The organism is Streptomyces sp. NBC_00223, from assembly GCF_036199905.1.
In the GTDB taxonomy this organism is placed as follows: domain Bacteria; phylum Actinomycetota; class Actinomycetes; order Streptomycetales; family Streptomycetaceae; genus Actinacidiphila.
Genome location: NZ_CP108109.1, coordinates 7,362,705 through 7,380,478 on the forward strand (window position 1 = coordinate 7,362,705; position 17,774 = coordinate 7,380,478).

A 17,774-nucleotide genomic window follows, 5' to 3' on the forward strand; every position below is an offset into this window, starting at 1 on the left:
GTATGCCCCTCCGGCACGCGTGCGCTCAGGCGGCGTTCTCACCCAGCACGCGGGAGTCCTCGAAGGTGCAGCGCTCGATGTGCCGGCGGGCGGCCGTGAGCGCCGCGCCTATCTCCCGCGTCCCCGTGGACACGCACAGGGTGTAGACGGTGTCCTGCAACTGTTGCCGTACATGCGGATCAGCGCCCTCCTTGTCCTCCTTGCCGCCCGTGTTCCGGTGGCCGGTGAGCGCGCGGAGCGCCTCGTAGCGCTCGACCAGGTTCCGCAGCACGGTCGGGTGGGCCATCAGCATCGTCGTACTCCTCGGTGATCGGCGAAGTCTCCGCGCGCCTGCCCGCTTACGGCGACTACATGCGCGATACACGGGAAAACTTTCCGTGTGCGGATCACGACGGGCGACTGCGTACCGTCACACCGTGGCTTCGCCCGGGGCCGCCGCCATCCGCCCCGAAGGCGCGCGAGGAACCGCGCGAGCAACCGCGCACCCGCCGACGGCCCGGAAACGACCGCAAGGGGCTCGGCCGGCGGGCATCTGCCGGCACGCCGTGGCCGGGGCGAGCGGTGGTCGGGGTCGGCGCGGGGAGACGCGGGCCTTCACCAGTGCGAGCGTGGTGCGCGCGCTCGAACTGTCGTCCTCGTGGAGCACGCCGCTGTTCGCGCCCGTGGCGGCGAAGGCGGACGTCGAGTTGCCGCAGATGCGTGGCGCGCCGCGCCGCAGCCCCCGGCCTCAAGGCCCGCCTGTACGGGCCCGCGGGTGGGGGCGTGCGTGCGACCGTCGGTCGTATGTGCCCGTGCGGGGCGTGCGTGCGGGATGGGACACGGCCGAGTGGCGGGGCCCGGCCTCACGCGTGGGGGCGTGTGCGCGGCGCGGTGCGCTTGCCGGCTGGGCGCCGGGGGCCGCCTAGAGATTCGCCAGGCGTTCGCGGATGTCCGTGGCCGCGGGGGCGTTCAGGGATTCCGCGATGGACAGGGCCTGGCGCCAGCAGTCCGCGGCGGCGTCCGCGCGGCCGTCGCGGAAGTGGATCTGGCCGAGGCAGTCCAGCGTCTCGGCCTCGCCCGAGCGGTCCCCGCTGCCCCGGCGGCACAGCAGCGCCTCCCTGCCGTGCGCGAGCGCGAGTTCCGTGTTGCCGGCCGCCAGATGCGTACGGGCCAGGCCGTCGAGCACGCTGCCCTCGAGCCGCCGTTCGCCCCACTCGCGGAACATCGCCAGCGCCTGCTCCTGCGCGGTGACGCTGCGCGCCGAGCGCCCGGCGTCGCGGTACAGCTCGCCGAGGTTGGCCAGCGCGATGCCCTCGCCCGCCTGGTCGCCGACCGCCCGGCAGGTCTCCAGCGACTGTTCCTGGCAGCCGATGGCGTCGGCGAGCCGGCCCATCCGGCGGTACGTGTTGCCGAGATTGGTCAGCACGCCCGCCTCCCCGCTGCGGAAACCCGTCTCGCGCATCAGGGCCAGCGCCGACCGGTAGTGGTCGACGGCCTGCCCGTAGCGCCGCAGGTCGTGGGCCGCGACGCCGAGCCCGACCAGCAGCCGCGCCTCGGCGAGCCGGTCGCCGAGCAACCGGGCGCTGGGCAGGGCGAGTTCCTGGCAGGCGATCCAGTCGGCCCAGTGGCCGCGCGACTCGAAGTACCCCCACAGGCAGCGCGCGAGCTGCCACGCGTGCCGGTGCCGGCCGGCCCGTACGGCGGCCCGGATCAGCGGCGCGAAGGCGGCACGTTCCGCGTCCAGCCAGGCCAGCGCGTCCGCCCGGTCGGCGAAGGGCTCGCCGGCGCCCGGCGCGGCGGCGTCCGCGCGGTCCAGCCGCTGCGGGCGCAGCAGTTCCTCGGCGCCGTCGACCGTCGCCAGATAGAAGTCGAACAGCCGGTCGAGCGCCGCCGACCGGTCCCGCTCGCTCTCGGTGCGGGCGCACTCGCGCGCGGCGTACACGCCCAGCAGGTCGTGCGGTCGGTAGCGGCCGGTCCGGGGCTCGTCGAGCAACTGGCAGTCGACCAGGTCCTGCAACAGCCGGTCCGCCTCGGCGCGTTCGACCGCGGCGAGCGCCGCCGCGGCGGGCAGCCCGATCTCGGCGCCGGGGAAGAGGCCGAGCAGCCGGAACATCCGCCGCCGCGCGGCGTCCAGCGAGCGGTACGACAGCGCGAACGCGGCGGCGACGCTGCGGTCCTCGGCCGCGAGTTCGTCCAGCCGCCGGTCCTCGACGGCCAGCCGGTCCCGCAGATGCGCCACGCTCCACGCGGGCCGGTGCCGCAGCCGGGCCGCGGCGATCTGCACGGCCAGCGGCAGCAGTCCGCAGGCGCGTACGACCTCGCCGGCCGCCTCGGGCTCCGCCGCGACCCGGCCGGACCCGGCCACCGCGTCGAACAGCGCCAGCGCGTCGGCGTACGGCAGGACGTCCAGGCTCAGCGGCTCTCCCGCGTCCAGCCCGGACAGCCGGCGCCGGGAGGTGATCAGCACCAGGGAGGAGGAAGAGCCGGGCAGCAACGGCCGTACCTGGCCCGCGTCCAGCGCGTTGTCGAGCACCAACAGGGCCCGGCGCCCGGTCAGTTGGGCGCGCCAGAGCGCCGCCCGGTCGTCCGGCTCGGCGGGAATGCGCTCTCCCGGCACGCCCACCGCCAGCAGCAGCTTCTCCAGCGCCGCCGCGGCGGTCACCGGCCGCTGGCCCGGAGTGTGGCCGTGCAGGTCGATGTGCAGCCGGACATCGGGGTAGCGCTCTCCCAGCAGTTGGGCCACATGGACGGCCAGCGTCGTCTTGCCGACCCCCGCCATGCCGTCGATCGCGCACACCCCGCGCCGCCCGGCCGCCGCGACGACCCGGGCGACCTCGGCGACCCGCCCGGTGAAGTGGTCGGCGTCGCGCGGCAGATTCACCCGCCGCCGGGCCGCGCCCTGCCCGGCAGCCCTCCCACCGCCCTCGTCCGGCCCCTCCCCGGCGGCCCCTTCCGGCGGTGAGCCCGCGAGCAGCGCCGGATCGGCCACCACGATCCGCTGCCGCAACTCGCCCAGTAGCGGCCCCGGATCGAGCCCCAGCACCTCGACCGACGCCTCCCGCGCCCGGTCGTACGCGGCCAGCGCCTCCGCCTGCCGGCCGTCCCGGTACAGCGCCAGCATCAACTGGGCCCAGGGGCGTTCGCGCAGCGGCTGTTCACCGGTCAGCAGCCGCGCCTCCGTGATGGCGTCGCCGTAACGGCCCTGCGCGAGCAGCACTTCGGTCCGGTCCTCGGCGAGCGACTGCCGCTGCTCGGCCAGCCAGTCGCGCTGCGCCACCGCGAACGGCCCCGGCACACCGCCCAGTACGGTCCCCTCGAACAGGTCGAGAGCGTCGCGCATCAGCCGCTCGGCCGCCTCGGGACGCCCGGCCCGCCACGCCTGGCGGCCCTCGTCCCTGAGCCGTTCGAACCGGCTCACATCGGTGGTCCCCTCCGCCAGCCGCAGCCGGTAGCCCGACGGCTGCGACTCCAGATAACGGCCGGGGGAGCGGCGGGACCTACCGGGCTCCAACGCCCGCCGCAGCCCGGCGACATAGGTGTGCACGCTGCCTCCGGGCCGCCCCGGCAGCTCTTCGCCCCACACCGCGTCGATCAACTCGCTGCTGTGCACGACCCGGTTGGCGCGCACGGCCAGTACGGCGAACAGCGCGCGCTGCAACGGCGGGCCGAGCGCCAGCTCCCGTTCGCCCACGAACGCCCGTAACGGCCCGAGCAGTCGGACCGACAGCGGCAGCGGCCGCCCGTCGTCGCCGTCCACTGCGTGACCACCCCCGCGTGCACCGCGTCGTACGCCGCCGATTCGTGGTGAAGTCGCGCACGGCAGCCGCCGCGAGGCCACAACTCGCCGCCGAGGGGCGGGAGTCCGGCATCCAGACGTCATCCAGAGCGCGCTGCCAGAATGCCCGCGGCAGGCGACTTTTGGGAAGTCGGGAGGGTGATGGTGGGAATCGGGCGCCCGCATTCGAGACTGCGCCGGACGGCTCGGCGCGTATACAGATCGGCATGGGCACTGGTGTCGGCGGTCCTGCTGGCCGCCGTCGGCCTGCTGAGCGGACCGGCGACCCAGGCCGTGGCCTCGCCGGTCAATCCGTACGTCTACTACGTGGCCGCCGACGGCGGTCTGTGGGGCTACACGCAGTCCCAGAGCGGCATTTGGTCGACCGCGGCCAGGATCGGCCCCAGCGGGATCGCCCCGCCCGGCGCCCATGTGAGCGCCGTCCGGCTGCCGGGCGGGCAGCCCTCGGTGTTCTTCGTCGGCCTCGACGGCGCTGTGTACGAGGCGTGCCCGCAGTACCCGCAGCCGATTCCCATCACCAGCCGGGGCGTCGCGCCTCCCGGCGGCCCGGTCGCCACGGGGGCGGCCAACGGGCGGTTCGTCGTCTTCACCTCCGCGACCGGTTCGTACAACACCGGCGGCGCGGTGAACGTGCCGAACCCCACGGCGACCTATGCCCCGCAGGAGATCAGCAACCCGTGCTCGCCCTCGCCGGTCCAGCTGTACACGAACGGCTCCTCGACGTACGTCCCCGGCGGGGAGATGGCCGTCGTGGGCCTCCCGAACGGTGGCTACGGGGTCTTCACCGTGGACAGTTACGGCGCGGTGCGCGTCCAGTGGCGCTCGCCGACCGGTGCGCTGACCGACCAGCAGCTCACCGCTACGGGCACGTCGACGCCCGGCAGCGCCATCACGGTCACCCCGACCGTGAACGTCCCCAGTACGCCCGGTGCGCTGAGCCTCTTCTTCACCGGTCACGACGGACGGGTCAGGGTGGCGCACCCCGTACCCGGCGGCGGTCAGGTCGGCGGCCCGGTGCCCAACACCACCGGCCCGGCCAACGTCCCGGACGGCGCCCAACTGGCGGTGTCCACCCGTGCCAGCGGGCTCATGGTCGGGTACGCGGCGACCAACGGCGCCTTCACCATCGCGCAGCTCTCCTCGACGGGGACCTGGCTGCGGACCGACGCGGTCAGTGACCTGGGATACGTGGTGCCGGGGTCGCTCGCGGCCGCCACCGTCGGCCCGGCCTCGGACGACGACGGCTACTGGCACTGCGGCAGCGAAGTCCACTCGCCCGTGCACATCCACATCCCCCTCGTGATACCCGACCCGCCGCCCCAGCCCAACTGGGACATCGCGGGGCCGGCGAACGTCACGCCGGGCGCGTTCTTCGCGGCGGCGTAAGGGGGTCAAAGACCACGGGGGAGCACGGGGGAGCACGGGGGAACCACGGGGGAACCACGGGGGACGGCGGGGCCGCCCGGAGCACATCCGGGCGGCCCCGCCGCACGCGTACGCGATCCGCGCGTCACCGGGCCCCGCACAGAGGGAAGTTCTAGGCGGCGATGACCGCCGCGCCCATGCGCCCTCCGTCGACGTCCACCACCGTGCCGTGGACGAACGCCGCCTCGTCGCTCGCCAGCCAGACGGCGGCGTGCGCGATGGCGTCCGGGGTGCCGACGCCGCCGGCCGGGGTGCCCTTCATCATGATCTCGCCGGGGTGGGGCTCGCCGCCGTCCTCGGTACGGGGAAGGATCACGCCCGGCGAGACGGCGTTCACCCGTACGCCCGCCGGCCCGAACTCGGCCGCCCACGCCCGGGTGAGGGTCTCCACGGCGCCCTTGGTCGAGCTGTAGAGCGCGCCGATCGGTACGCCCAGGCGCGCGACCCACGAGCCGAGGTTGATGATGCTTCCCCCGCCGTTCTCCGCCATCGCCGCGGCGACGTCGGCGGTCAGGAAGAACGGCGCCTTCACATTCACCGCGTAGACCCGGTCGAAGGTCTCCTCGTCCGTGTCGGCCGTGGCGGCGCCGGGGTAGATCCCGGCGTTGTTCACCAGGATGTCGATCGGCCCGCCCAGGGCCGTGCGGGCCCGCTCGGCCAGGTCCCGGGACGCCCGGGCGCTGCCGTCGAGGTCCGCCGGTACGAAGTCCGCGAGCCCGCCGGACGCGCGGATGCCCTCGACGACCCGCGAGCCCCGCTCCGGGCTGCGTCCGGAGACGACGACATGGGCCCCCTCGGCGGCGAACGCCTCGGCGATGGCCTGCCCGATGTTGCTCGTCGACCCCGTGACCAGCGCGGTCTTGCCCTTCAGTCGCTCGCCCATGGTGCGCTTCCTCATCTCGCTCGGTGTGATTCCGCTCGGTCCGCGCGGCGTGCGGCCGCTCGGCCCACTGTGCGTCGCGAAAAATGGACCAGCAAGTCCAGTTCGGGGGCGGGCGCGGGGGTGCGGCTGCGGCTGGGGACGAGGGGCGCGGGGGCTGCGGGGGTACGGTGCCGCGGCGCACAATGGACCTGTGAGTCCAGCGGAGGAGGGTGCGGGATGACGACGCAGGTGCTGACGGCGAAGGGGACGCAGGCGCTGACCGCGAAGGGCCGGGCCACGCGGGCCCGTATCGTCGAGGGCGCCGCCGAGGTGCTCCGGGAGCGGGGGGTCGCCTTCACCACCCTCGACGACATCCGTGACCGCACCTGCACGAGCAAGAGCCAGCTGTTCCACTACTTCCCCGACGGCAAGGACGAACTGCTGCTGGCCGTCGCCCGGTTCGAGGCGGACCGGGTCCTGGAGGACCAGCAACCGCACCTGGGGCGCCTGGACTCCTGGGAGTCCTGGTACGAGTGGCGCGACGTGGTGGTGGCACGCTACGAGCGCCAGGGCGACCAGTGCCCGCTGGGCTCCCTGTTCCTCCAGGTCGGACGTACCCGGCCCGGCGCGCGGGCGATCGTGGTCGCGCTGATGCGCCAGTGGCAGGAGCACCTGGCCGACGGTATGCGCGCGCTCCAGGCGCGCGGTCTGGTGGCGCCGACCCTGGACGTCGCGCAGGAGTCCGCCGCGCTGCTGGCCGGAATCCAGGGAGGCGTGTCGATCATGATGTCCACGGGCGATTCGGCGCATCTGAGGGCCGCGATCGACACGAAGATCGCGCACCTGCGCGCCACGCCCCCCGCCTGACCCCGCGCGCCGGCCCGCCCGAACGCCCGCCTCAGGAGCCGGTCAGGACGACGAGCTGCCGGGTCGCCCGGGTCATCGCGACGTAGCGGTCGACCGCGCCCTCGACCCCCGTACCGAACTTCTCCGGGTCGACGAGGACCACGAGGTCGAACTCCAGTCCCTTCGTCAGCTCCGGCGTCAGCGACCGGACCCGGGACGTCGCCCGGAACCCCGGATCGCCGATGACGCAGGCGATCCCGTCGGCGTGCGCGGCGAGCCAGGCGTCGAGGACCGCCCGCAGGTCCGCGACCGATCCGTGGACGACCGGGAGGCCCCCGCTGCGGATGGAGGTCGGCACATTTGCGTCCGGGATCTCGGCCCGGATGACGAGCTCGGCTTCCGCCATGACCTCTTCCGGTGTGCGGTAGTTGATGCTCAGCGGGGCCACCGTGATCCGGTCGAGCCCGACCCGCTCCAGCCGCTCCCGCCACGACTCCGTGAACCCGTGCCTGGCCTGGGCGCGGTCCCCGACGACGGTGAAGCTGCGGGACGGGCAGCGGAGCAGCAGCATCTGCCACTCCGCGTCGGTCAGTTCCTGGGCCTCGTCCACGATGACGTGCGCGAACGGGCCGGCCAGCGGTTCCGGGTCGGCGCCGGGCAGCGCGCTCTCGTCGATCAGGGTGTCCTGGAGGTCCGGGCCGCGCAGCATCGTCACCGCGCCCTCACCGTCGTCGTCGGCCTCCAGCAGACCGTCGGCGACGTAGGACCTCTGCATGCGCTCGGCGGCGACGGAGGCTTCGTGCCGGCGCTTGCGCGCGGACGCCTCCGGGTCGCCGAGCCGCTGCCGTGCCGCGTCCAGGAGCGGCAGGTCCGACACCGTCCATGCCTGGGCGTCCGCGCGTCGCAGCCTGCGGACGTCGTCGGGGCCGAGCCAGGGGGCGCACTTGCGCAAGTAGGCGGGCACCGACCACAGATCCCCGACGAGATCGCACGCGTCGAGCATCGGCCAGGCGCGGTTGAGGGCCTTGATCAGCTCCCGGTCCTGGAGCAGCGACCGCCGCAGCAGGTCGGGCGGGACGTCGCTGTCGTCCTTGTCCACCAGGATCGTGAGCAGTTCGTCCCGGATCTGGTCGCGCGCCTCGTTGTGCGGGGTGCCCGGTTCCACCGCCGCGAAGGCGGCCGCCCAGTCATCGGGGCTCAGCCAGATGTCGGACCAGTGGCTCGACACCGTCATCCCTTCGGTGGGCGGCTCCTCGTAGATGCCGACGGCCGGCTCGATCGCCCGCACCATGTCCGCGGACGACTTCAGCAGGGCCACGCCCGGGTCGGTCTCGATCGCCGCCCCGGCCCCCTCGGCGACGAGGTCGCGCAGGGTGCAGGTCCTTACGCCCTCCTCGCCGAGGCTGGGCAGCACATCGGCGACGTAGGCCAGATACGGCTGATGGGGGCCGACGAACAGCACGCCGCCGCGACGGTGACCCAGGCGCGGGTCGGAGTAGAGGAGGTGGGCGGCGCGGTGCAGGGCGACGACGGTCTTGCCCGTACCCGGACCGCCGTCGACGACGAGAGCGCCGCGGGAGCCCGCCCGGATGACGGCGTCCTGGTCGGCCTGGATGGTGGCGAGCACGTCGCGCATCCGGGCCGACCGGTCGCCGCCCAGGCTCGCGATGAACGCGGACTGGTCGTCGAGCGCCGCGTGTCCTTCGAGCCCGTCGGCGGTGAACACCTCGTCCCAGTAGTCGCCGATCCGGCCGCGGGTCCAGCGGTACCTGCGGCGGCTCGCCAGCCCCATCGGATTGGCGTGGGTCGCCGCGAAGAACGGCTCGGCCGCCGGGGAACGCCAGTCGAGCAGCAGTCGGCGCCCCGCGCTGTCGGTGAGGCCGAGGCGTCCGATGTACACCGGCTGGGGATCGTCGGTGCGGACGATGTGGCCCAGACACAGATCGAGACCGAAGCGGCGCAAGGCGCGCAGACGGCCGGTCAGGCGGTGGATCTCGATGTCCCGGTCCATCGCCTCCCGGCCGACACCGCCGGGCGCCTTGCGCTCGGCGTCCAGGCGGTCGGAGAGTTCGGCGATCGTCTGCTCAAGGCTCTCCGCGACGGCCGCGAAGTGCCGTTCGTCGCCGGCGATCAGGGCCGGGTCGGCCTTGGGGGACAGGTGGTCGGGAAGGTCGAACGCGCTGGTGGTCAGGGGGTTCACTCATCAGCTCCGAACTGTGGTCGCGCGCAGTCGTCGCGCGCGGCAAGGCGTCGGAACCGGCGTGCGCGTCGACAACGGCACACGCGTTTCGCGGCTCTCGTTTCCGCGGGTTCCGGCCTCGGGCCGACGATTCTGCGGCACCACGGGGGCCTTGCCGCAAGCCCCCCTGTGCGCTATAAGTTAAAAGTGGAAAGAAGTGGGTGGTCCCCCTTTCCACCTTCCTCCGTCCGCTGTGAACAGACACGAACAGCCGCGGACAGACGCGGCAGTCGTGAACAGACACGGACAGCCCCCTCGCGCAGGCGCACCGCGTACGGCGCTGCCGTCGGCGGTCATCTCGGTTCCCGCGACGCCTCCCTGACCTGGTGTCAGAACTGCGTGCTGCTGCCCCCGGACGCGGGCAGCCCGCGTAACCGCCCCGCGCCCACGCCGGGTTGAGCCGGGTACGTCACCGGCGGCCGGGACGCTTCACCGCCCGTCGCGCGCAACGGCCGACGGCCCCCCACCCGTGAACGGATGGCGGGGCCGTACGCCGTGACGTGGCTAGTCGATGCCGCGCAGGATGTGCGTCTCGGTCAGGTCGTCCTCGTAACCGGCGAGCCGGATCGGCGCGCAGCGGGACCAGGCCTCCAGGGGGGTCTCCTCGTCGAGGAGCACGGCACCGTCGCCGCCGCGTTCCCTGGCCTTCTCCTTGCGCTTGAGCTGTTCTGGTGACACCGCGCACTCCTTAGCGTCGCGTGGACCGGAAACGCCTGACGCGGCCATCTCCTCGCGTCCCGGCGCCCGGCGGGAATCCTTCTTCGGGCGGTGCGGACGCGGTGGCGCCTGTTGCGGAGCCGGAAGCGTGGGCCGAGGTGGCGACTCGTTCCGGGACGGGCGCCGGGGCCCGGTACTTCCCCGGCAGCCTGCTCGTCCCGCACAGCGTATGCCGGAATCGTCCCCCGTCACCAGCCGGTTTGCGGCAGGCTCACTCTCCCGGGGGTGCCCGGCGCGTCTGCGGGGTCGCCGACCCGGCCGAAGCGGGACAGGGCCGGTTTGTTACGGTTCCCCGTGCTCAACAGTGAAGAAGACCTCCGCGAGGAGTGTGGGCCATCCGGGTCATCCATACCCGGCGCGGCGCCCGCCAAGCGCCGCTCGCGTCTCCTCGCCGACATCAGCCCGCTGCGGGAACACCCCGACTTCCGGCGGCTGTGGTTCGGCAACACCGTCTCGTACATCGGCCAGCAGATGACCGCGATGGCCGTCGCGTTGCAGGTGTACGCGATCACCGGATCGAGTTTCTACGTCGGGCTCGTCGGCCTGTGTTCGCTCGTCCCGCTGGTCGTCTTCGGGCTCTACGGCGGCGCCGTCGCCGACGCGGTGGACCGGCGCAGGCTCGGGCTGATCACCGCCCTGGGCGCGACCGTGCTCTCGGCGGCGCTCGCGGCCGCGGCCATCGCCCATGTGCGGTCCGTGGGGCTGCTCTACGCGATCGTCGCCCTCCAGTCGGTCTGCTTCGCGATGAACTCGCCCGCCCGCTCCTCGATGATCCCCCGGCTGCTGCCGGCCGAGCGGCTGCCCGCGGCGAACGCGCTCGCCTCCCTGGCCGGCGGCGTCGGACAGATGGCCGGACCCATGCTCGGCGGCGTCTTCGTCGGCCTGTGGGGCTACCAGGCGGCGTACCTCATCGACGTCGTCGCCTTCAGTGCCTCCCTCTACGCGATGTGGCGGCTGCCCGCGATGCTGCCCGGCGACGGGGAGAGCGGCGTACGGCAGCGGCCCTCGGTCATCGCGGGCCTGCGCTATCTGGCCGCCCGGCCGAATCTGCGGACCACCTTCGTCTCCGACCTCGCGGCCATGGTGCTGGCCCAGCCGAGGGCCCTCTTCCCGGCCCTCGCGGTCCTCTGGTTCGGCGGCGACGCCCGTACGGTCGGGCTGCTCGCCGCGGCGCCCGCGGTCGGGGCCCTGCTCGGCAGCGTCTTCTCCGGCTGGCTCGGCCGGGTCAACCGCCAGGGGCTCGCCGTCCTCATCGCGATCGCGTCCTGGGGCGCGGCCGTCGCGGTCTTCGGCCTGACCCGGAATCTGTGGCTCGGCCTGTTCTTCCTCGCCCTCGCGGGCTGCGCCGACACGGTCTCCATGGTCTTCCGCAACACCATGCTGCAATCCGCGGCCCCCGACGACATGCGCGGACGCCTCCAGGGCGTCTTCCTGGTCGTCGTGGTCGGCGGACCGCGCCTCGGCGACTTCCTCGCCGGGTCGGCGGCCGACCTCTTCACCCCCACGGCCGCCATCGTCGGCGGCGGGCTCGCGTGTATCGCGGCGGTCGGGATGATCGCGGTGTTCCAGGGGAGTTTCCGCAGGTACGACGCGAGGACGCCGGTGGCCTGAGCCTTTCGCCGCCCCTGGTCGCCAGGGCGTCAGGGTGCCTCGTCGACGTACACCCACAGACCGTTCTCGCGGACGAAGCGGCTGTTCTCCCGCTGCTCGCCGTCCTGGCCGCGCAGCCGGAAACGGGCACGGAAGTCCACCGTGGCCTCCTGGTGGAAGGCGCTGCCGCCGGTCGTGCCGAGCACGTCGAGCCCGGTCCAGCGGATGTCCGCGTCGAGCGTCAGCTCGGGCGGCCGGGTGCCCGAGAACCACGTACGCAGCAGATAGCCGGGGTCCCGTACGACGAACGCGCTGTACCGCGACCGCATCAGCCGCTCGGCGGTCGGCGCCGCGCCCTTCCCCGCGTGGAAGGCGCCGCAGCACTCGCCGTAGGGCGCGGCGAGCCCGCAGGGGCAGGGGGCGGTGGGGGACAGGGACGCGATGGACTGCGTCGCAGGGGATGGGGACGCGGGGGACTGGGACGCGGGGACGCGGGTACGCGCGGGCCGTCGGGACATGCCCCGATTGTGCCGGACGCGGGCGGCCGGGAATTCAGCCGATCGGCCCGCGCCCGTTTGCCGTAACCCAGGGTTTTGCCCGCTCCTGAGCGGAAATGCGCTGTCCGTGACGTCCGTCGTCGATTCGTGTGTACGTACGACGGCGGCCGGGCCCCCGCAGATTCCGCTGCCTGCCGGAAGGAACCGCCGTGAGCACCCTGCAAGACCAGTCCGCAGACCCGTCCGCCCAGGTCGCCATCACCCTCGACGGGTGCGAGAAGGAGGACGCCCAGACCGTGCTCGCCGCGCTGAACGCCACCTTCGTGTCCGACCGCGCGGCCGAAGACCTCCCCGCCGACGCGCCCGGCGGGCGGCCCACCGTGTGGGGCGCGACCTTCGACGTCTCGCACACGATCGGCCTGCCCGGCCCGGCGCACCTGTCGGAACCCGTCACCGTGACCGCGCAGGGCGGCTACCACGCGGTGGACCGGCTCCGCCAGAGCCTGGCGGAGGCGTTCTCCGTACGGGTCGTCGGGACCGCGTCCGGCGACCAGGAGCAGGAGGCGCGGCTGCGGCTGGAGAACCAGTGAGGCGTTGACGTCGTGTCGGCGCGCTTGCTCCGGGCTCGCGCGCTTCGGTCGTGTCGGCGCGGTGTCGCCGTAGTGCCCCCGGTGGGTCCGCGCGTTTCGGCCGCCCGGACGCGGACGGACGCCCGCCCGTGGCAACGGAGTGGCCCGTGGTGGCGTGTCCTCCCGGGTGGCCCGACCGGGCCCGCCCTGCCCGGTATACCGGGCGGAGGCCGGTGCGCGAGCGAGGAGGCGGCTGGGGATGGTCCGTACGGCGGCGGTGGCCGCGGTCAATGTGCTGGTCTGGTGGGGCCTGCTCTTTCTGCTGTACGTGATCCTGATTTCGAGTGTGCCGCCGCTGGAGCTGATGGTGGGCGCCGGGTTCGCCCTGCTCGGCGCGGGCTCGGCCGAGGCGGTGCGGCAGGCCGAGCATCCCCCGCTGCGGTACGGTCACCGGCTCGCTCGGGCCGCCGCGGCGTTTCCGCTGACGCTGCTGCGCGAGACCGGGCAGCTCGCGGCGGTGGTCGCGCGCGTGCTGGGCCGCCGGGGCGGCGGGGAGGGACTGGCCGTGACGGTCCGGCTCGCGCCCGGCGTTGACCCGGCGTGTGCGGCGGCGCTGCTGTCCGCGAGCCCCGGGGCCTGTGTGATCGACATCGCGGACGCGCCCGCCCCGCTGGCCGGCCGCGATCTGCGGGCCCACCTGCTGTCGCCGTCCCCCTCCGCCGTCGAGCGCGCCCTGTCCGAAGGCCGTCCCGCGTGACCCCGCCGGCGGGCGCGCCCCGCGCGTTAGGCGCCTGCGCCGCCGCAGGTCTACCGGTGCTCTGCCCTCCTGGGAGGGCCCCGTGTAACGGAGCCGGTCCGGTGCGGCCCCGGCGGGCGGCCCGGCCGCATGGCCCCGGCCGGCTGCGGTGCGGGCGCGTTCCGGGGCGTGCGCCTCAACCCGCCCGGCACTGCGGGGGGTTCGGCCGGTGAACGCGTGGATCGTCGTCGCCTGCGTACTGCTGCCCTGCGGGGCGGGGCCCTGCGTGTGGCGGGCTTCCCGGGGCGAGCCCGGGCAACGGCTCGCCGGGACCGCGCTGCTCGCCGTCGTCGCCGAGGCCGTCTTCCTGCTCGCGGCCCGCGGCCTGCACCGCACCTCGTACGTCGACGTGGCCCTCGTCCTGGCCGTGCTCGCGCCCGCCGGGACCCTCGTCTTCGCCCGCTGCCTGTCCGGCGTCGGCGGGCGACCCCGGTCGGAGGAGCGGAGCTGACATGGACGTACGCCATGTGTGCGCGCTGATCCTGCTGTGCTGCGGCGCGGCCGCCCTCCTGCTGTCCGCGCTGGCGCTGCTCGTCCTGCCGACCCCGTACGCGCGGCTGCACGCCCTGGCCCCCGCGAGCAGCCTCGGCCTTCCGCTGGTCTGCCTCGCCCTCGCGCTGGACGCCGGGGCGGGCAGAGCCGCCGTGAAGCTGCTGTTCATCGGCGCGCTCACCGCGTTCTGCGGGCCGCTGACCTCCATCGCGATCGGCCGGACCATGGCGTACGACGCCGACCCCCACGACGGACAGGCCGATCCCGATCCCGCCCCCGCCCGTGGCGAGCCGCCCGCGTGAACACCGCACCCGGAGCCGTCGACTTCCTCGTGGCCGCCGCCCTCGTCCTGGTCACGGTCAGCGCGACCTGCGCGGCCCTCACCCGTGACCCCGTACGCCAGTCCGTCGTGCTGACGCTGCTCGGGCTGAGCCTGTCCCTGCTGTTCCTGGTCGTACAGGCGCCCGACGTGGCGCTCTCCGAACTCGCCGTCGGCAGCGCGATCACCCCGCTGCTGATCCTGCTCACCGTCCGCAAGATCCGCCGCGGCCCGCGCGACGGCGGAGGCGAGCGGACCGGGACCTCCGGGGGCGGCCCCCCGAGGACCGACGCCCCCGGCCCCTCCGGGACCCGCTCATGAGCCGCCGCGTCCGTACCGCGCTCTTCCTCGCCGCGGCCTGTGTGTTCGCGGTCGCGTTCACCGCCGCCTGCACCGGCCTGCCGCACTTCGGCACCACTCGCCACCCGTACGGCGCCCGGGCGGTACAGGCGGCCCTGCGACACCGTACGGCCAACGTGGTCTCCGCCATCAACTTCGACCAGCGCGCGATGGACACCCTCGGCGAGGAGTCCATCCTGTTCGGCGCGGTGCTCGGCGCCGTCGTCCTGCTGCGCCGCGCCCGTGACGAGAACCGCGCGGTCCCCGAGCGCGGCCGTGTCCTGCCGTCCACGCTGCTGCTGGGCGCGGGACTGCTGCCGGTGACCGCGCTGGTCGGCTTCTACATCGTCGCGCACGGCCAACTCAGCCCGGGCGGCGGCTTCCAGGGCGGCATCGTCCTGGCCACCGGACTGCACCTGGCGTATGTCGCCGCCGACTACCGGGTGTTGCGCCGGGTGCGGCCGCTCGCGGTCTTCGCGGCGCTGGACGCGGTGGGCGCGGGCGCGTTCACCGCGCTGGGCCTGGCCGGGCTCGTCGCGGGCGGCGCCTACCTGAAGAACGTCCTGCCGCTGGGCACCTTCAACCAGCTGTCCTCCGCCGGCCTGGTGCCGCTGGTGAACGCCGCCGTCGGTGTGGAGGTGGCCTCCGGCGTGATCGTACTGCTCGCCCAATTCCTCGACCAGGCCGTGGAGATCACCTCCCCCGACGGTCCCGCCGCGGACCGCGACCGCGGCACACAGGAGGACGACGACCGTTGAGATTTCTGAACCTGCTGCCCTTCCTCGCCGCCGGCTGGATCTTCCTGATCGGCGTCTACGGCATGGTCACCAGCCGCAACCTCGTGCACGCCGTCGGCTGCCTGGCCGTGGCGCAGTCGTCCACGTACGTCCTGCTGCTGGCCATCGGCTTCCGGCGGGCCGGCACCGCGCCGGTCTTCTCGGACATCCCCGTCGGCACACCGGTCGTCGACCCCGTCGTACAGGCGCTGGCGCTCACCGACATCGTCGTCGGCGCCACCGTCACCGCCCTGCTGCTGAGCCTGGTCATCCAGATCCGCAAACGCTCGGGAACCGTGAACCCCGAAGAACTTACCGAGTTGAAGGGCTGAGGGCCGCCCGTGCCACCGACGGTGGACCTTCTTCCGCTGGCCGTCGCGATCCCGCTGCTGGGCGCGGCCGTACTCGTGCTCGGCGGCAAGCTGCTGCCGCGCCTCGCGGTCGATGTGCTCGCGACCGTGTCCGCCGCGCTCAGCGTCGCCGAACTCGCCCTGCTCTGGAGCCGGTTGGACCAGGCGCGGACCGCCGACCCGGGCATCGGCCAGGTGGGCGGCGGCCGCGCGGTCTCCTGGCTCGGCGGCTGGACGCTGCACAACGGGCAGGGCGTCGGCATCGTGCTCGTCGGCGACCGGATCGGCGCGGGGCTCGCGCTGCTGGTCGCCGCGCTCGTCCTGGCCGTACTCGTCTACTCCTGGCGGTACTTCGACGAACCGCCGCCCGGCCATCTGGGCACCTTCCCCGCGCTGCTGCTGCTGTTCGAGGCCGGCATGTGCGGATTCGCCCTGACCGGCGACCTGTTCAACGCGTTCGTCTTCTTCGAGCTGATGGGCGTGGTCGCGTACGCGCTGACCGGCTTCCGCATCGAGGACCCGCGCCCACTGCACGGCGCCCTCACCTTCGGGGTCGTCAACTCCCTTGCCGCGTACTGCACACTGCTCGGCATCGGCCTGCTCTACGCCCGTACCGGCGAACTCGGCATGGCCCAGATGGGGACCGCGCTGGCCGCGCACCGGACGGACGCGCTGGCGGTCACGGCGTTCGTCCTGGTGATGGCCGGGATGCTGGTGAAGTCCGCGACCGTGCCCTTCCACTTCTGGCTGCCCGACGCGCACGCGGTCGCGCCCACCCCGGTGTGCATGCTGATGTCCGGTGTGATGGTGGAACTCGGCGTGTACGGCATCGCCCGGGTCTACCTCACGGTCTTCGCGGGCCCCGGCGGCATCCCGGCGTCGGCCTTCACCCACACCCTCGCGGTGGCCGGCGCGCTCACCGCCCTGACCGGCGCCGTGATGTGCTGGCACCAACGGCACCTCAAACGGCTGCTCGCCTTCTCCACCATCGGCCACACCGGTCTGTGGCTGCTCGGCCTCAGCCTGCTCGACCCGCAGGCCACCACCGGCACCGCGCTCTACGTCGCCGGGCACGCCGGGGTGAAGGCCGCGCTCTTCGGGCTGACCGGCGTGCTGCTCGACCGGCACGGCTCGGTCGACGAACACGGGCTCTACGGGCGCGGACGCGGCTCACCACTCGCCGGCGCGCTCTTCCTCTGCGGCGGCCTCGCGCTGGCCGGGCTGCCGCCCTTCGGGACCGCCTTGGGCAAGGCGGTGGCCGAACACGCGGCGGGGGAGCGGGTGGCGTGGCTGCCCGCGCTGTACGTCCTGGTCTCCGCGCTGACCGGTGGCGCCGTGCTCAGGGCCGGGCTGCGCATCTTCCACGGCGCCGGGCCCGCACCCGCCCGCAGCCACTCCGACGTGGAGACCAGCGGCGACGCGGAGGAGCCCGAGGTACGGGACCCGCTGCGGGCGCTGCCGCTGACGATGACGGCCGTCCCGGCGGTGCTGCTCGCCGCCGCGCTGGCGGTCGGGGTGGCGCCGGGGGTCGGCCCGGCGTTCGCGGCGGCGGCCCGCACGTTCGACGACCGGACCGGGTACGTCGCCGATGTGCGGGGCCTGCCCGCGCCCGCGCTGCTGCGGGCGCTGCCGGAGGCTGCGTGGACCCCGGCGGGGGTTCTGCTCGGGCTGCTGTCCGCGGCGCTCGCGGTGGGCCTGGCCGCGGCGGCGGTCTGGCGGCCGGACCGCCGATGGGCGGCCGCCCGTACGGTCCGCGCGGTCGCGGCGGCCGGCGACCGCCACCTCGTCCTCCCGCTGCGCCGCCTCCACTCCGGCCTCCTCGGCGACTACGTCGCCTGGCTCACGGTCGGTCTGGCGGCCCTGCTGATCGCGGTGGGCGCGCAGCGCTGAATTTCCGCCCGTCCGGGGAGTGGGGGCACGGCGCGGGCGCGGGCTGCGTGACTCGGTGGCTGCGGGTGGGCGGGCGCGGGCTGGCGGGTGCGGGCGGGCGCGGGTGGGCAGGCGTCGGCGGGCGGGCGTGGTCGGGCGGGCGGGCGCCGGTACTCGGCAGCGGGCGCTCGCCGGGGGCACCTGTACGCCCCGGTCGGCGGCCGTTGTCACAGAACGAGTCGCCGGCTCGTCCTGATGGACGAACGGCGTCCCACGACGGAGTGCCCGGCAACGCCGTTCCCCACAGAAACGG

17 protein-coding genes are annotated in these 17,774 nt (G+C 74.2%); 11 read left to right on the top strand and 6 right to left on the bottom strand.

Going from position 1 to position 17,774, the window contains the following annotated elements; all coding sequences use genetic code 11:
* Positions 1–25: 25 nt before the first annotated feature.
* Both OHA30_RS31365 and OHA30_RS31370 read right to left on the bottom strand, forming a co-directional pair.
* Positions 26–292, bottom strand: a complete 267-nt coding sequence (locus tag OHA30_RS31365; protein ID WP_328917240.1) for a DUF5133 domain-containing protein — start codon at positions 290–292, stop codon at positions 26–28.
* Between the two features lie 609 nt (positions 293–901).
* The gene (locus tag OHA30_RS31370; protein ID WP_328917241.1) at positions 902–3,736 is read right to left on the bottom strand and encodes an AfsR/SARP family transcriptional regulator; all 2,835 of its coding nucleotides are present in this window, start codon (positions 3,734–3,736) and stop codon (positions 902–904) included.
* Between the two features lie 255 nt (positions 3,737–3,991).
* Between OHA30_RS31370 and OHA30_RS31375 the strand changes: the two genes are divergently transcribed.
* On the top strand, positions 3,992–5,161 hold the full coding sequence (locus tag OHA30_RS31375) for a hypothetical protein (RefSeq protein ID WP_328917242.1): 1,170 nt from the start codon (positions 3,992–3,994) through the stop codon (positions 5,159–5,161).
* 151 nt (positions 5,162–5,312) lie between these two features.
* Here OHA30_RS31375 and OHA30_RS31380 read toward each other — a convergent pair whose 3' ends face one another.
* A complete protein-coding gene (locus OHA30_RS31380) occupies positions 5,313–6,083 on the bottom strand; it encodes an SDR family NAD(P)-dependent oxidoreductase (protein WP_328917243.1) in 771 nt (256 codons plus the stop codon).
* 216 nt (positions 6,084–6,299) lie between these two features.
* Between OHA30_RS31380 and OHA30_RS31385 the strand changes: the two genes are divergently transcribed.
* Positions 6,300–6,929 carry a TetR/AcrR family transcriptional regulator gene (locus tag OHA30_RS31385; protein ID WP_328917244.1) on the top strand — a complete coding sequence of 210 codons (630 nt, stop codon included), beginning with the start codon at positions 6,300–6,302 and terminating at the stop codon, positions 6,927–6,929.
* Positions 6,930–6,960: 31 nt separating this feature from the next.
* Here the strand turns inward: OHA30_RS31385 and helR are convergent, their stop codons facing one another.
* Positions 6,961–9,108 carry an RNA polymerase recycling motor ATPase HelR gene (gene helR, locus OHA30_RS31390; RefSeq protein WP_328917245.1) on the bottom strand — a complete coding sequence of 716 codons (2,148 nt, stop codon included), beginning with the start codon at positions 9,106–9,108 and terminating at the stop codon, positions 6,961–6,963.
* A 543-nt stretch (positions 9,109–9,651) separates the two neighbouring features.
* Positions 9,652–9,825: a hypothetical protein gene (locus tag OHA30_RS31395; protein ID WP_328917246.1), complete on the bottom strand. Its 174-nt coding sequence runs from the start codon at positions 9,823–9,825 to the stop codon at positions 9,652–9,654.
* Between the two features lie 387 nt (positions 9,826–10,212).
* On the opposite strand from OHA30_RS31395, the gene OHA30_RS31400 reads away from it, so the two are divergent.
* Complete coding sequence (locus OHA30_RS31400; RefSeq protein ID WP_328918073.1) at positions 10,213–11,475, top strand: MFS transporter; 1,263 nt, start codon at positions 10,213–10,215, stop codon at positions 11,473–11,475.
* 29 nt (positions 11,476–11,504) lie between these two features.
* Here the strand turns inward: OHA30_RS31400 and OHA30_RS31405 are convergent, their stop codons facing one another.
* Positions 11,505–11,972, bottom strand: coding sequence for a YchJ family protein (locus OHA30_RS31405; RefSeq protein ID WP_328917247.1), 468 nt, complete (start codon positions 11,970–11,972; stop codon positions 11,505–11,507).
* A gap of 188 nt (positions 11,973–12,160) precedes the next feature.
* Here OHA30_RS31405 and OHA30_RS31410 point away from each other — a divergent pair, with 188 nt between their 5' ends.
* The 8 genes from OHA30_RS31410 (at position 12,161) to OHA30_RS31445 (ending at position 17,482) form a co-directional block, all read left to right on the top strand.
* On the top strand, positions 12,161–12,541 hold the full coding sequence (locus OHA30_RS31410) for a hypothetical protein (protein WP_328917248.1): 381 nt from the start codon (positions 12,161–12,163) through the stop codon (positions 12,539–12,541).
* A 238-nt stretch (positions 12,542–12,779) separates the two neighbouring features.
* Positions 12,780–13,277: a hypothetical protein gene (locus OHA30_RS31415; RefSeq protein WP_328917249.1), complete on the top strand. Its 498-nt coding sequence runs from the start codon at positions 12,780–12,782 to the stop codon at positions 13,275–13,277.
* A 208-nt stretch (positions 13,278–13,485) separates the two neighbouring features.
* Positions 13,486–13,767: a monovalent cation/H+ antiporter complex subunit F gene (locus OHA30_RS31420; protein ID WP_328917250.1), complete on the top strand. Its 282-nt coding sequence runs from the start codon at positions 13,486–13,488 to the stop codon at positions 13,765–13,767.
* A gap of 1 nt (position 13,768) precedes the next feature.
* Complete coding sequence (locus OHA30_RS31425) at positions 13,769–14,110, top strand: cation:proton antiporter (protein ID WP_328917251.1); 342 nt, start codon at positions 13,769–13,771, stop codon at positions 14,108–14,110.
* The gene (locus tag OHA30_RS31430) at positions 14,107–14,448 is read left to right on the top strand and encodes a Na(+)/H(+) antiporter subunit B (protein WP_328917252.1); all 342 of its coding nucleotides are present in this window, start codon (positions 14,107–14,109) and stop codon (positions 14,446–14,448) included. The genes OHA30_RS31425 and OHA30_RS31430 overlap by 4 nt, the downstream gene beginning before the upstream one ends.
* A complete protein-coding gene (locus OHA30_RS31435; RefSeq protein ID WP_328917253.1) occupies positions 14,445–15,224 on the top strand; it encodes an MnhB domain-containing protein in 780 nt (259 codons plus the stop codon). The genes OHA30_RS31430 and OHA30_RS31435 overlap by 4 nt, the downstream gene beginning before the upstream one ends.
* Positions 15,225–15,229: 5 nt before the next feature.
* A complete protein-coding gene (locus tag OHA30_RS31440) occupies positions 15,230–15,574 on the top strand; it encodes a sodium:proton antiporter (RefSeq protein ID WP_328918074.1) in 345 nt (114 codons plus the stop codon).
* Positions 15,575–15,583: 9 nt separating this feature from the next.
* Entirely contained in the window at positions 15,584–17,482 is a 1,899-nt protein-coding gene (locus OHA30_RS31445) for a complex I subunit 5 family protein (protein ID WP_328917254.1), read from the top strand.
* The last annotated feature ends 292 nt before the right edge of the window (positions 17,483–17,774 follow it).